The sequence below is a fragment of the Amycolatopsis sp. H20-H5 genome (assembly GCF_035828755.1).
GTDB lineage: Bacteria > Actinomycetota > Actinomycetes > Mycobacteriales > Pseudonocardiaceae > Amycolatopsis.
In genome coordinates this window covers 1-14,399 of record NZ_JAYMZS010000173.1, presented here as the reverse complement: position 1 = coordinate 14,399, position 14,399 = coordinate 1, and the positions used below count along the sequence as shown (strand labels likewise).

Below are 14,399 nucleotides of genomic sequence, written 5' to 3'. Positions count from 1 at the left end.
CTCCGTATTCATTCCCGGTTCGCCTCAGAAAGGGGTGGGAGATGCGAGCACTACTGTCTTTACTGGTCGCGCTCATGGTCGTGACGGCGTCGGCGGTGATGGTGCTGACAGGCGGTCCCGAGGCCGCGGCGGCGCCAGCGTGCACTGTGGACTACCGGCTCAACCACTGGCCGGGCGGGTTCACCGCCGACGTCGCCGTCACCAACGGGACGGCGCCGACGAACTCCTGGACGCTCACCTGGACGTTCGGCGGGGACCAGGTCGTCGGCTCGGCGTGGAACGCGACCGTGCGCCAGTCCGGCCGGCAGCTGAGTGCCACCAGCCTCGCGCACAACGGTTCCCTGCCCACCGGCGGAACGACGTCCTTCGGCCTGCAGGGGACCTTCCACGGGACGAACGAGGTGCCTGCGGACTTCGCGCTCAACGGCGTCCGCTGTGGCGATCAGCCGGTGCCGCCGAGCCCGAGCCCACCGATCACGACGACGCCCAGCCCACCGGCCGGGTGCTCGGCGGCGTTGGTGTGCGACGACTTCGAGAACCAGAACGGTCCGGTCCCGAATGGACGGTGGATGACCGGGGCGGCGAACTGTTCCGGGACGGGGACGGTCTCGGTCGACACGGCGATGGCACACAGTGGAGCCAAGTCCGTCCGGGTGGACGGCAAGGGCGGCTACTGCAACCACGCCTTCCTCGGCACCGATCTATCCGGTGTCGCGTCCGGTGTGCTGTACGGCCGGTTCTACGTCCGTCATACAACGCCGCTGCCCGCCGGGCACGTGACGTTCCTGGCGGCGAAGGACACCGCCGACGGGGGCAAGGACCTGCGGGCGGGCGGGCAGAACCAGGCCCTGCAATGGAACCGCGAATCCGATGACGCCACGCTGCCGAATCAGAGCCCGGCCGGGGTGGCGCTGAGCGTGGTGTTGCCGGTGGGCCGGTGGTCCTGCCTGGAGTTCGTGGTGGACGGCCCCGCAGGCCGGTTGCGGACCTGGCTCGACTCCGTCGAGGTGCCCGGCCTGACCGCGGACGGCACGCCCACCCCCGAGGTCGACCAGCAATGGCTTTCCCGCACGGGCTGGCATCCGGCATTGGCCGATCTGCGGCTCGGGTGGGAGAGCTACGGTGGCGGTGACGACACGCTGTGGTTCGACGACGTGGCGCTCGGCGGCTCCCGCGTCGGCTGCTGAGCGGGGCCTCGGAAGGCCACCTTCACAGCGTAATGGGCGTGTTGGACCGTGCTGGCCGGTCCAGCACGCCCACGGCATGGTCTCCCTGTCGCAGACCAACGAGTCCCTCTTTGATCAGGTTGCTGTGCAGAGGTTTCCGTTGACGCGGATCGGTTCTGGGCGGGTGTTCACCGCGGGGCTCGACGCGGTGAACCCGAATTCCACGGTGCCGCCAGGCGGGATCGTCGCGTCGTACCCAGCGTCCGCGACCGCCACCACGGCCCCGGATTGGGTGACTCGGCCGTTCCATGCCTGGGTGATCACCTGTCCGTCCGCGAACGTCCAGGCGGCACTCCACCCGGTGATCGCCGACGCGGCCCGGTTGGTGATCCGGACTTCGCCCTGGAAGCCGCCGGACCACTGGTTGACCACGGTGTACGACGTCGAACAGGCCGGGGTCGGCACCGGCGGGGCCGTCGAGGTCGGCGGCTGGCTGCCGGGGAGGTCACCGATGATCACCCCGCGGCCGTTGGTGCCGAGGTACACGCGCCCGTACAGCCGGGGATCGCCGGTGATCGCGCCGCCGATGTTGCCGTACTGGTGCCGGTCGTCGTTGATCCTGACCCACGAGCCGCCCGCGTCGTCGGAGCGGAAGACGCCCCGGACCCCGCCGATGGCCGCGACCGTGTACAGCGCCGGGTAGGTCTTCCCCGGCGCGGCCTTCCCGAAGCCGACGTTGTCCGCTTCGGTGACATTGGCCAGTCTGGTGAACACCCGGCCGAAGTCCGTGGAGTGCCAGAGCCCGTACGTCGAGCCGGAACCGCCCGCCAGCCAGATGTCGCCCGCGGTCCCGGGGAGCGCCTTGAAGTGCGCTGACGAGGGAAGCCCGGTGGCTGCCGACGCGGTGAAGCTCGCGCCACCGTCCGTGCTGACGTAGAACCTGCCCGAGGCCAGACCGTAGAAGGTCTTCGGGTTCGCCCGGTCCGCTTCGACGACCGCCCCTGCCGGGATACCGGTCGAAGCGGTCCACGACGTCCCATAGCCGACGGTGAAGTACACACCGGTGCCGTCCGGGCTCCACACGAACCGGCTGCCGTCCGCCGCGGCCGCGACCGTGCCGCCGCCGGTGACCCCGGGCGGTTCACCGCCCTGGAACCAGTTCTCGCCGTCGTCGGTGGAGAAGGCCACCCGGTTGTCGTTCGGCGTGGCCGACTTGTCGAGATTGCCGGTGCGCACGATCGTGGCCGGACTCAGCTCGGCGTAGTCCAGGCTGGTGGTCGTGGTGAACGTCGGGCGGGTGTACACAGTGGACGGAACGGCGCCGGGGTCATCGTGCCGGAAGCCACCGATGTCCCCGAGTGCCGACAGCAGCGGCGCGCCGGTCGGCGGGCTGACGAGGTCGAGCACCGCCGTCTCCTCCAGTCCGGCGACCTGCGGCTTCAGGGTGATCTTGCCGCCGGAGTCCCAGTTGTTCAGGTCGTTCGTGCCGTACACGGTGGCGCCGGTGCCGTAGAGCAGGTGGTTCGAGTCAAAGGGGTCGATCTCCATCGATTCGGTCATCCAGCCGAGCTTCGGTGACGACTCCGGGGGTCGCGGTTGCGCGCCGAAGGTGAGCCACGGGACCGCGGCGATGTCCTGGGCGTAGCGCAGGGTGCGTTCGGGGTAGTTCGAGTAGTCCCAGATCCGCGTCCAGTGCGCGCCGCTGTCGGTGCTGCGGAACAGGATGACGTCGGGCCACCAGGAGACCTGGGTGGCCACCATCAGGGTGCCCGGGTGCTGCCGGTCGATCGTGAGGCCGCTGTAGCCGAAGTAGTCGTCCGCGCTGTCGGACGGGACGGGGCTGATCCGCGTCCAGGCCCCGGTCTTGATGGCGTACTTCCAGACGTCGCCCTTGGCGCCGTCATAGGGGCCGCCGGTGTCGCTGGTCGCGAGGTAGAGGAAGCCCCCGGCGGGGTCGAGGACGGCCTTGTGCGCGAGGTAGCCGGTGGGCTGCCCGGCCAGGCGCGACCAGGTGTTTCCGCCGTCGGCACTGTGGTAGACGGTGTTCGCCTTGTCCGCCACACCCACGTAGATCGACTGCGTGACCGAGCCGTTCGACGCGGTGGAGGGGTCGAAGTTCACCCAGGTGACGCCTTCGTTGTCGCTGGAGTACCCGGTCGTGTCGGTGGGGTCCGGCGCGTAGTTTCCCGCGTTGGGAAAGCTCGTCACCTTCGCCCAGGTGACCCCGGAATCGGTGCTGCGCCAAAGTCCGTTGCCGCTGGGGGTGCCCAGGTAGAGCACGCTGCCGCGATGGGGATCGATCGCGAGCCGCTCGCCCATGCCGCGGCCGGGCATGTTGCCGCCGAGCTTGAACGGTAGCTCCGACGCCTGCCAGGTGGCGCCGCGGTCGGCCGAGCGCAGGATCGCGCCGTGGTGCGGGTCCCAGCTGGTGGTGTACATCCCGGCCGCGACGTAGACCCGGTTCGGGTCGAGGGCGTCGGTGGCCAGGCTGACGACGCCGTTGTGGCCCCAGTCGTCCCAGCCGACGGCGTCGAGCAGCGAGACCCACCGGCCGGCGGCCGGGTCCCAGCGGTAGGCGCCGCCGATGTCGGTGCGGGCGTAGGCCAGGCCCGGTTCGGCCTGGTTGAAGATGATGCCGGGGACGAAGCCGCCGCCGCCGATCTCGGCGTTGCGCCAGGCGTACGGCGAGGGGACCACGGCCGCCGAAGGCGCCGTCACCCCGGCCGCCACCACGACGCCGAGCGGACACAGCAGGGCGAGTGCGCCTGCCAGGAGTCTCCTCATTGAACTCTCCTTGCGGGAAAAGGACTTCCGGGGTGGTACCGGGCAGGGCCTCCCCGCGGACGCTGCTCCGCGGGGAGGCCTGGGTCTCAAGGACTGGCGCAGGTCACCGAGGGCTGGGCGGGATTCGTGCCTGGCGCGTTGACGACCAGGCCGAACGTGGTTGTCGCGTCGGGGGCGATCGTGCGGTTCCAGTCGGCGTTGCGCACCGTCACCGTCGAACCGCTCTGGCTGAGCGTTCCGTTCCAGACGCTGGCGATGGTCTGCCCGGCGGGCAGGGTCCACCCGGCGTGCCACCCGGTGAGCGGCGCGGTGCCGTGGTTCATCACCGTCACGGTCGCCTGGTAGCCACCGGACCAGGCGTTGGTGACGTCGAGCTGTGCCATGCAGTCGCTCCCGGCGGGCGGCGGACTCGTCGGCGTGCTGGGCGAGGTCGGCGGTGTGGAGGGGTCGTGGATCCCGGTCACCTCGCCGTGGCCGCCGTCGAAGGTGACGTCCGAGCAGCCGTAGAAGGTTTCACCGCTGTCCGAGCGCTTCCACACCGAATAGACGAGGTGCCGTCCGGTCTTCCCTGCCGGGAGCGCGCCCGGCCACTTGTACTGGCCGTCGACCGTGCCGACCTGTCCGGTGACCGGCGGGTGGTCGACGGTCAGGAAGGGCTGGTCCTCGAGTTCGTCCCAGCGCAGGGGTGCGTCCGGGTTCCAGCCGTCCTTGGTGACGTAGGTGGAGAACCAGCCGGGATGCGCGGCCCAGGCGTTGTAGGAGAAGTCGAAGTTCGCGCCCGCGGTCAGGTGCGTGAGCGGCCAGTCGCCCGGCTGGTCGAACCCGGCGTAGTTCGGGTTGCCGCCCGAGCAGAGTTCGCCGTCGGGGATGAACCCCTTGGTGCGGCCCGCGCCGTCGGACCTCAGCACGGCGAACCAGTTGTACAGCGAGTTGGCGCCACTCTGTGCCACGGCTGCCGAGCAAGCGGGATTGCGCGGCACGATCTGGCCGGTCTGGGTGAGCCCGTCCCGCCAGCACAGGAAGGTACGGCTGCCCGGTTTCATCAGCGCGCCGTGGGCTTCGGCGGTACCGGTGCTCAGCAGGGTGGTGACCAGGCAGGCCAGCAGAACAGCGACGGCGCCCAGTATGGTGCTCCGTTTTCGGTTCACTGCGGATTTCCCTTCGTCCGGCCGCTTCCGTGGCCTGCCGAACGCGCCGGGGCGCGCTCGCACACGGCCGGTTCGGCATCGGTGTCGAGTGTGTGGAAGCGCTCCCACATTGGACGGTACCCCGTGGCCGAGCTGCGGGACAGCGCCTGGCGCTACTTAACGCCACTGAACAAAATCCCGCCGTACGGCTGTTGTGACGGTGTGGGGCCGAAACCCTTCCCTTTCGGTATCCGCGTGATTAAAGTGCCCGTCTGGGAGCGCTTCCAGAAGTTCCCGATGGATCATCCCGTCCCTCCCATTGTCGCGAGGAGCATTCTCCATGACCCCTATTCCCCTCCGTGGAAACAAGAAAGCCTGGTTGTTTTCCGGGCTGTCCGGCGGGACCGCGCTGGTGCTGGCCGCCGGGCTCGTGCTCGCCGGCGGCACCGAGGCTTCGGCCGCGGCCGGCTGCCAGGTCGGTTACACCGTCAACCAGTGGGACACCGGGTTCACCGCGAACGTGTCGGTGACCAACCTCGGTGTCCCGATCACCGCCGGCTGGACGCTCGAATGGGACTTCGCCGGAAACCAGCAGGTGCAGCAGGGCTGGAGCGCCACCATCGGTCAAGCCGGTAAGCACGTCACCGCGAAAAGCCCGTCCTGGGCACCCAGGCTGGAGACGTCCGGCACGGCCGGGTTCGGCTTCAACGGCTCCTTCACCGGCGCCAACCCGGCGCCCTCGTCGTTCACGCTCAACGGCGTTGCCTGTAACGGCGGAACTCCGCCGACCACCACCCCGACCACCCCGACCATCCCGACGACCCCGACCACGCCCACCACCCCGACGACCCCGACCACCACCCCCACCACGCCACCTCCGGCCGGAACGCACGTGGGTAACCCCTTCGACGGCGCGAAGGGCTACGTGAACCCGGACTGGTCCGGCGAAGTGGCCGCCGCGGCGGCGGCCAAGGGCGGTGCCCTCGGCACGCAGATGGCGAAGGTCGGGAACACCTCGACCGCGGTCTGGCTGGACCGCATCGCCGCCATCGAAGGCTCGGCCACCGCCCGCGGTCTGCGGGGCCATCTCGACGCGGCCCTGGCTCAGCAGAGCGGAAGCACCCCGGTCGTCGCGGAGTTCGTGATCTACGATCTGCCCAACCGTGACTGCGCGGCACTGGCGTCCAACGGTGAGCTGACGGTCGCCCAGGACGGCCTCGCCAAGTACAAGTCGCAGTACGTCGACCCGATCGCGGCCGTGCTCGCCGACCCGAAGTACGCAGGCCTGCGCATCGTGACCGTGGTCGAGCCGGACTCGTTGCCGAACCTGATCACCAACGCCTCCATGGCGAAGTGCGCGGAGGCACAGTCCAGCGGGGCCTACGTCCAGGGCGTCCAGTACGCGCTGAACAAGCTGCACGCCATCTCCAACGTCTACACCTACGTGGACATCGCGCATTCGGCCTGGCTGGGCTGGGACTCGAACCTCGGCCCCGCGGTCAACCTGATCACCCAGACGATCAAGGGCACCACGGCGGGTGTGCGCAGCGTCGACGGGTTCATCAGTGACACCGCGAACTACACGCCCATCACCGAGCCGAACCTGCCGGACTCGAACCTGCAGGTCGGCGGCCAGCCGTTGCGGTCGGCGAAGATCTACCAGTGGAACCCGTACTTCAGCGAGGCGGCGTTCGGCACGGCGATGTACAACGCGTTCGTGGCCGCCGGGATGCCATCGGACATCGGCATGCTCATCGACACCAGCCGCAACGGCTGGGGCGGTGCGGGGCGGCCGACCGGCGCCAGTGGGTCCACTGTGGACACCTACGCCGACTCGGGCCGGATCGACCGGCGGCTGCATCGCGGGAACTGGTGCAACCAGAGCGGTGCGGGCCTCGGAGCCCGTCCGCAGGTGAGCCCGATGCCGCATTTCGACGCCTACGTCTGGATCAAGCCGCCGGTTGAGTCCGACGGTGCCAGCAAGCAGATCCCGAACGACGAGGGCAAGGGTTTCGACCCGATGTGCGACCCGGCCTTCCACGGCGGCGATCAGGCCAACGGCGGCAACCTGACCGGCGCCTTGCCCGACTCCCCACTGTCGGGCAAGTGGTTCCAGGCCCAGTTCGAGCAGCTGGTCCAGAACGCCTACCCGGCCATCTCCTGATTCCGTCCCGCACCTGAGTGGCCCGGTCGCCTTGCTTGCGGCCGGGCCACTCCTTCGTTCCGCGGTTCGCCGCCTGCCCTCGACGGTGGTAGTGGTCGGCGGCGGAAGCTGTCCCAGCTGGACTCCGACTGGAAGCCGGGTGGGAAGGGGATCGCGTTAGCCGGTTTCGTCTCGATGGTCGTTTCGTTGGGCTGCAGAGACCTGGTCACCCTGTCACGGCGCCTTGCATGATCCCGGCCGTGCGTCCACTGTGTACTGAGCCTCGGCAGGGAGCGATTTCGGTGAGGGGCGACGACGTGGTGCCCGATCAACGGACGAGTTTGCGGACGCCGTCGACCACCTGTCGCCAGGCGTCCGACGCGGCGGTGCCCTGCTCGACGGCCTTCAGCGCTGGAGCCGTCACGCTCTCCTGGATCTCGCCGTCACCGGGTCCCTTGTACTGCGGCGCACCGACCTTCCTCGCCTGGTTGACGAAGATCTCGCCGACCACCAGCCCGCCGAAGTAGGCGTTCGTCTGGCTGAGCAGGTCCGGCGACTCGAGTGCCGCGACCTGGCTGGGAAAGTTTCCGCTGACCTTGAACGCCGTCAGCTGCTGTTCGGGCGCGGTGAGCCAGGCCGCGAGCTCGGCCGCTTCCTTCGGGTGCTTGCTCTTCACCGGGACTGTCAGGTAGGAACCGCCCCAGTTGCCACCGCCTTCGGGGAAGGCGTCGATCACCGCCCACCGGCCGGTGACGCCCGAGCCCGCCTGATTCTCGATCACGCCGAGCATCCACGCCGGGCAGACCTTCGTGGCGAAGGTGCTCTGCCGGAGGCCGTTGTTGCCGTCGTCGGCCAACGCGGTCAGTCCGGCCGACTCCCCGTGCGCGACGGCGTCGGTGACCTTGTCCCAGCTGGTCTTGAGTGCGGTGTTGGTGGCCAGGGTCGGCTGGTTTTGCCGGTCGAAGTAGCCGACGTCCAGCTGGTTGACCATCGCGGTGAAATTCGCCGCGGCGGAGTCGAACCACGCCTTGCCCCTGGTGCGTTTCACATAGCGCTCGCCCGCGGCGAAGTAGCTGTCCCACGTCGCGAACATCGCTCGTACCGACTCATCGTCGACCGGCATCCCGGCCTGGTCGAGCAGGTCTCTCCGGTAGCACATCGCGAGGGGCCCACTGTCGGTGCCGTAGCCGACCAGCTTGCCGTCCTTGGCCCTGCCCGCTTCGTACTTCCACGGCAGCCACCGATCGGGCCGCACCTCGGGCGGACCGATCTTCGCCAGGTCCTCCAGCTGCGAGGCCATGGTGAGGACTTCGGGCAGGTGACCCTCCTCGACCGCCTGGATGTCGGCCAGGCGGGTGCCCGTGCGCAACTCGGTCCGCAATTCCTGGTGATACGGCCCGCCCTGTTCGGTCCGGATCGGGGTGATCTTGATTCCAGGATGCTGGTACTCGTACTCGGGGTACAGATTGTCGTAGCCGAACTGACCGAAGGTCGCGATGGACAGTTCGATCTCGGCTGGTGGTTCCGCCGCGCACGCACCGGCCGAGGCCATCGCGGCGGCCGAGAGCATCCCGGTGACAGCCGTCCTGAGTCTTCGCATTTGTTCCCCTGACTGGGTTTTACCGTCGAGGCGCATGGTGAGAGCGCTCCCATGCCCGGTTTCGCCGTGGAGTGTTGCCGCTGGTCAAGGTGGCTGTCAAGCAGTTTCGCCAAGGTCCGGGGCGAAAGGTCGCGACGGCAGATGGCTTTCCTTGGGCCGGTTCGCGATGTTTGACTTAACTGGTTCAGTATGTCCCACTGGTGTCCTGGCTCCGCTGTCCACCATCCCGGCCATGGCAGCGGCTCTGGCCGGGGGGCTTGTCCCGCAACGGTTCTGCTAGTGGTCCTGCCGGATCCTTCGCTGATCCGGTTCAGTGGTGGAGGCGCCATGAAGCGTACGACCATTTCCGACATAGCCAGGGAGGCAGGCGTCTCGAAGGGCGCTGTGTCCTACGCGCTCAATGGCCGCCCCGGTGTGTCGGAGGCGACCAGGAGCCGGATCACGGCGATCGCCGCGCGGATGGGCTGGGCGCCCAGCAGTGTGGCGCGGGCGTTGTCCGGGGGGCGCGCCGGTGCGTTCGGCCTGGTGATCGATCGCCCCGCCGAAGTCCTTGCGGCCGAACCGTTCTTCATGCGTCTCATCGCGGGAATCCAGCACGAACTGGGCCCGGGGCCGACTTCGCTGGTCCTTCAGGTTTCGCCCGACCACGACACCGAGCTCGAGATCTATCATCGCTGGCACGCTGAGCGGCGGGTCGACGGTGTCCTGCTGATCGACCTGCGCGCCGACGACAACCGCCTCGACGTGCTCGCGTCCATCGGGCTGCCCGCGGTGGTGATCGGCGAGCCGCTGGGCCGCACCGACATCCCGTCCGCCTGGATCGACGACCGTGCCGCGATCGACGAGGTGCTGGATTATCTCGTCGCGCTCGGGCACCGGAGGGTCGTGCGGGTGGCCGGCCCGCGCGAGTTCCTGCACTCGCGGATGCGGTCGGCGGCGTTCCTCGCCGCGGCGGCCAGGGTCGGCCTGGAAGCGGCCGACGTCGTGCACACCGACTACTCCGGCGAATCGGGCGCCGCCGCGGCGCGCCGCGCGCTGGTCTCGGCGCTCCCGCCGACGGCGATGGTCTTCGACAACGACGTCATGGCGGTCGCCGCACTCGGCGTCGCACAGGAACTCGGACTGTCCGTTCCGGGTCAGCTGTCGCTGATCGCCTGGGAGGATTCGTTGCTGTGCCGCCTGGTCCGCCCCGCGCTGAGCGCGGTGCGCAGGCCGGTGGGGGAGTTCGGCGCGCTGGCGGTTTCGTTGCTCAGGCAGGTGGTGACGGGCGCATCGGTCTCCGACGCTTGCACCAGCGCGCCGATCCTCGTCACGCGGGCCAGTAGTGGGCCGGTGTGCCGGGACCGGCCTGACGTATCGCCGTGGGCAAGCACCGCAGACTGGTTCGTCCCCCCAAGGTTTCCGTAGTTCGCCGTGTCCCAGTCCTGGAAAGGAACCGTGTTTCCGTTTTTTCTGTATCCACCTTCGCTCTCCCGAGGCTCGCCACTGTTCTGCTGGCCGCAACCACGCTGCTCACCACCGCCCCCGCCACTCGGGCGACCGGGGCGGTCCAGGCGGGCTGGGGTCCGGCGGCCAGGGTGAGGGACAGGCACCGATCTTCGAGCTGACGAACGGTTCGACGTTGAAGAACGTCATCCTCGGCAGCCCGGCGGCCGACGGCGTCCATTGTCTCGGCACCTGCACACTGCTCAACGTCTGGTGGGAGGACCGCGGCGAGGTTCAAGGGCACCTCGTCCTCGCAGGCGATGACCATCGACGGCGGCGGCGCGTGTAAGGCGTCCGACAAGGTGTTCCAGCACAACGGGCCGGGCACCATGTATATCCGGAACTTTCAGGTCGAGGACTTCGGCAAGCTGTACCGCTCGTGCGGCAAGCAGTACCAGCGCCACGTGGTCATCGACCGGGTCACCGCCACCTCGCCCGGCAAGGTCCTCGCGGGCATCGACACCAACTACGGCGACACCGCAAGGTTCACCAATGTCACGATCGTCGACGACGCGAGCAGGAAGATCAAGATCTCCGCGAAGTACCGCGGCGTCACCAGCGGCGAACCGACCGAAATCGGCAGCGGGCCGGACAGCACCAATTGCCTGTATACCCCGTCGAGCATCACCTACAAGTGGCGATTTCCGGGTTTTGGGGAAATCCCGAAACATTTCGATAGTTCTTGACCGGTGAATGGTGACGCAAACATCCTTGTGGGCACGAGCCTTCGTCGACGCCGGCTCCGGTCCCGCGTCGGTGCCGGTTGTCGTGTTCCCTCCGCCCTTTTCTCCGAAAGGACCCGTCGAGTGCGAAGACTCATCACGCCTCTCATGGCGGCCGCCGCGTTGCTGGTGGTCGCCGCGAGCGTGCTGCTCGGTGCCCGCCCGGCCGCCGCGGCCACGCTCGCCCAGGTAACCAATTTCGGGAGCAATCCCAGTAACCTCAGCATGTACACCTACGTGCCGGACCGGGTCGCCGCCCGGCCCGCGCTGCTGGTCGCGCTCCACTACTGCACTGGATCCGCGTCGGCGATCTTCAACGGTTACGCCCGTGACTACGTCAGTGCCGCCGATCAGTACGGCTATGTCGTGGTGTTTCCGGAGGCGACCCGCAGTGGCAACTGTTTCGACGTGTCGTCGCCGCAGGCGTTGACCCGCGGCGGCGGTAGTGACCCGGTCGGCATCCTGTCGATGGTCGACTACGCCAAGCAACACTACAACGTCGACCCGGCAAGGGTTTTCGTGACCGGTTTCTCCTCGGGCGCGATGATGACGAACGTGCTCGCCGCGGAGTACCCGGACGTGTTCGCCGCCGGCTCGGCGTTCATGGGTGTCCCGGCGGGCTGCTTCGGCACGACAGACGGGTCGAGCTGGAACAGCCAGTGCGCCAACGGGCAGCTCACCAAGACGGCGCAGCAGTGGGGTGATCAGGCCCGGCAGCTGAGCGGCGGCCGGACCGCCGGGTTCCCGCGGATGCAGCTGTGGCACGGCACCGCCGACGACACGCTGCGCTACCCGAACCTCGGGGAAGAGGTCAAGCAGTGGACCAATGTGCAGGGGGTGGGCCAGACCCCGGCGGCCACTGACCAGCCGCAGTCCGGGTGGACCCGCACCCGGTACGGCAGCAGCGGCGCACAGGCGCCTGTCGAGGCGATCAGCGTCCAGGGCGCCGGGCATTCCCTGCCGCAGAACGGGATGGTGCGGTACGCCATCGACTTCCTCGGCCTCATCAGCACCCCACCGTCGAGCACCCCACCATCAAGCACCTCACCATCGAGCACCCCACCGGCCACCTCGACTTCGCCGCCGTCGGCCGGGGACACGCTGGGCGCCGCGGCGGCCAAATCGGGCCGGTACTTCGGTACCGCGGTGGCGGCGAGCAAGCTGTCGGACCCGACGTACGCGGGCATCCTGAACCGTGAGTTCTCGATGGTGACGGCCGAGAACGAGATGAAGATCGACGCGACCGAGCCGACACAGGGGCAGTTCTCGTATGCCAGTGCCGACCGGATCGTCAACCTGGCCCGTAGCCAGGGAATGCGGGTCCGCGGGCACACCTTGGCGTGGCATTCGCAACAGCCCGGCTGGATGCAGAACATGTCGGGCGCTCCGTTGCGCCAGGCGATGCTCAACCACGTCACCCAGGTCGCGACCAACTACCGGGGGAAGATCTACGCCTGGGACGTGGTGAACGAGGCGTTCGCGGATGGCAGTTCCGGTGCGCGGCGGGACTCGAATCTGCAGCGCACGGGCGACGACTGGATCGAGGTGGCGTTCCGTGCCGCCCGCGCGGCCGACCCGGGTGCGAAACTCTGTTACAACGACTACAACACCGACGACTGGTCGCAGGCCAAGACCCAGGCCGTGTACCGCATGGTGAAGGACTTCAAGGCCAGGGGCGTGCCGATCGACTGCGTCGGTTTCCAGGCACACTTCAACAGCAACAGCCCGGTTCCCGCCAACTACCGGACCACGCTGCAGAACTTCACCGACCTTGGCGTGGACGTGCAGCTCACCGAACTGGACATCGAGGGGTCGGGCGCCAGTCAGGCCCAGCAGTTCGGGACCGTCACGCAGGCGTGCCTCGCGGTGTCGCGCTGCGCGGGCATCACGGTATGGGGCATCCGCGACACCGACTCATGGCGGGCGTCGGGCACCCCGTTGCTGTTCGACGGCAACGGCGACAAGAAGGCCGCCTACACCACGGTACTGTCCACATTGAACAATGGAGGCACCCCGCCGACCACCACCCCGCCGACCACCACCCCGCCGACCACCACCCCGCCCGGTGAACCCGGCGGCTGCACCGCGTCGGTGTCGCTGAACTCGTGGAATGGCGGTTTCGTCGCGACCGTAAGGGTCACTGCCGGTTCGTCGGCCGTCAACGCGTGGAAGGTGACGCTCACGGTGCCGTCCGGCGCGACGGTCACCAGCGCGTGGAACGTCCAGCGTAGCGGCAACACGGGAACCGTCGGCTGGACGAACGTGGCCTACAACGGCCACGTCGCCGCAGGACAGTCCACCGAGTTCGGCTTCCAGGGCACCGGAACCGGCAGCGGCATGACACCTTCCTGCACGGCGAGCTGACCCTGAAGGCCACCTTCACAGCGTAAAACGCCGTGAAGGTGGCCTTCAGGGGCACTTGGCTTAGGATTCGAAGAGTTTCGACGGGACACTGTCGGCGAGCGCGCGGTACCCGGCCGGGCCGAGATGCAGGTGGTCGCCGACGTCATAGCCGGGCAGCAGCCGGGCCGGTGCGTGGGGGTCGCGCGCGACGTGGTCGAAGTCGAGCACCGCGTCGAACCGGTCGCTGGTGCGGATCCAGGTGTTGACCGCCTGCCGCGCCGACTCCCGCAGCCCGGCCGTGTCGTCGTAACCGGTGTTGCCGCCGAACGGGGTCAGCGTGGCACCGTAGACGCGGATTCCCTGTGCCTGCGCCCGCGTGATGATCTGGTCGTAGGCATCGATCAGGTCGGCGGCGACCTGCTGCTGCGCGGCCGGGGTGGCGGCGGCGGTGCCGATGTCGTTGACGCCTTCGAACACGATGGCCCAGGCGACCCCGCTCTGCGCCAGTACGTCGCGGTCGAGCCGGGCCAGCGCGCTCGGGCCGAGCCCGTCCTGCAGCACGCGGTTGCCACCGGCGGCCTGGTTGAGCACCGCGGTGCCGGGCCGCAGGCGGGCCGCGAGCCGGTCGGGCCAGCGGTCGTTCCCGTTGGTCGTCGAGCCCCGGCCGTCGGTCAGCGAGTCGCCCACGATGGCGACCGCCGCGGTGGAGTCCGCGGTCGAAACCTCGGCGCCACTGAGGAAGTACCAGTGGTCGACCGGGCCGGCGCCGGGAAGGTCGTCGTCAGTGACATGGTCCCCGGTGACGAGGTACGAGGTGGTGCGGGAGCCCGGGTGGGAGGTGATCGCCGTCGAGGCCTGCCCGTGGGCGAGATAGGTCGTCACGGTGACGTTGTCCCGCGCGCGCACCGGGAACTCGATCGGGTCGGACACGACCTGCGCACCCACGGGCACCACCGTGGCCCGCTTGCCGTGGAACGTGACAGGAATGGCGCTGCCCGGCCGGATCGCGCTGACCCCGGCCCGGTCGCC

Annotated in this window: 8 protein-coding genes and 1 pseudogene; 5 read left to right on the top strand and 4 right to left on the bottom strand. The window is 68.8% G+C overall.

What is annotated here, in order from left to right; all coding sequences use genetic code 11:
- The first annotated feature begins 41 nt into the window (after positions 1-41).
- Entirely contained in the window at positions 42-1,187 is a 1,146-nt protein-coding gene (locus QMK34_RS44100; RefSeq protein ID WP_326420802.1) for a cellulose-binding domain-containing protein, read from the top strand.
- Between the two features lie 114 nt (positions 1,188-1,301).
- Here QMK34_RS44100 and QMK34_RS44095 read toward each other — a convergent pair whose 3' ends face one another.
- Positions 1,302-3,950: a cellulose binding domain-containing protein gene (locus QMK34_RS44095; protein ID WP_326420801.1), complete on the bottom strand. Its 2,649-nt coding sequence runs from the start codon at positions 3,948-3,950 to the stop codon at positions 1,302-1,304.
- A gap of 86 nt (positions 3,951-4,036) precedes the next feature.
- Positions 4,037-5,098 carry a lytic polysaccharide monooxygenase gene (locus tag QMK34_RS44090; protein ID WP_326420800.1) on the bottom strand — a complete coding sequence of 354 codons (1,062 nt, stop codon included), beginning with the start codon at positions 5,096-5,098 and terminating at the stop codon, positions 4,037-4,039.
- 319 nt (positions 5,099-5,417) lie between these two features.
- On the opposite strand from QMK34_RS44090, the gene QMK34_RS44085 reads away from it, so the two are divergent.
- Complete coding sequence (locus tag QMK34_RS44085; protein ID WP_326420799.1) at positions 5,418-7,241, top strand: glycoside hydrolase family 6 protein; 1,824 nt, start codon at positions 5,418-5,420, stop codon at positions 7,239-7,241.
- Between the two features lie 307 nt (positions 7,242-7,548).
- Here QMK34_RS44085 and QMK34_RS44080 read toward each other — a convergent pair whose 3' ends face one another.
- Complete coding sequence (locus QMK34_RS44080) at positions 7,549-8,820, bottom strand: ABC transporter substrate-binding protein (protein WP_442785351.1); 1,272 nt, start codon at positions 8,818-8,820, stop codon at positions 7,549-7,551.
- 327 nt (positions 8,821-9,147) lie between these two features.
- Here QMK34_RS44080 and QMK34_RS44075 point away from each other — a divergent pair, with 327 nt between their 5' ends.
- The 3 genes and pseudogenes from QMK34_RS44075 (at position 9,148) to QMK34_RS44065 (ending at position 13,391) form a co-directional block, all read left to right on the top strand.
- A complete protein-coding gene (locus tag QMK34_RS44075) occupies positions 9,148-10,227 on the top strand; it encodes a LacI family DNA-binding transcriptional regulator (protein ID WP_326420798.1) in 1,080 nt (359 codons plus the stop codon).
- Positions 10,145-10,991, top strand: a pseudogene (locus QMK34_RS44070) (pectate lyase). Before QMK34_RS44075 ends, QMK34_RS44070 begins: the two are co-directional and overlap by 83 nt.
- Positions 10,992-11,111: 120 nt before the next feature.
- Positions 11,112-13,391 (top strand): extracellular catalytic domain type 1 short-chain-length polyhydroxyalkanoate depolymerase, encoded by a 2,280-nt coding sequence (locus QMK34_RS44065; RefSeq protein WP_326420797.1) that lies wholly within the window; start codon positions 11,112-11,114, stop codon positions 13,389-13,391.
- Positions 13,392-13,451: 60 nt separating this feature from the next.
- On the opposite strand, the gene QMK34_RS44060 is transcribed toward QMK34_RS44065, so the two are convergent.
- Positions 13,452-14,399, bottom strand: a 948-nt coding sequence (locus QMK34_RS44060; protein WP_326420796.1) for an SGNH/GDSL hydrolase family protein, incomplete at its 5' end; no start/stop codon positions are given.

Bases quoted from the DNA above. Each gene is read 5' to 3' on its own strand.
- QMK34_RS44100 (WP_326420802.1), top strand. From the start codon at position 42: ATGCGAGCACTACTGTCTTTACTGGTCGCGCTCATGGTCGTGACGGCG.
- QMK34_RS44095 (WP_326420801.1), bottom strand. From the start codon at position 3,950: ATGAGGAGACTCCTGGCAGGCGCACTCGCCCTGCTGTGTCCGCTCGGC.
- QMK34_RS44085 (WP_326420799.1), top strand. From the start codon at position 5,418: ATGACCCCTATTCCCCTCCGTGGAAACAAGAAAGCCTGGTTGTTTTCC.
- QMK34_RS44080 (WP_442785351.1), bottom strand. From the start codon at position 8,820: ATGCGAAGACTCAGGACGGCTGTCACCGGGATGCTCTCGGCCGCCGCG.
- QMK34_RS44075 (WP_326420798.1), top strand. From the start codon at position 9,148: ATGAAGCGTACGACCATTTCCGACATAGCCAGGGAGGCAGGCGTCTCG.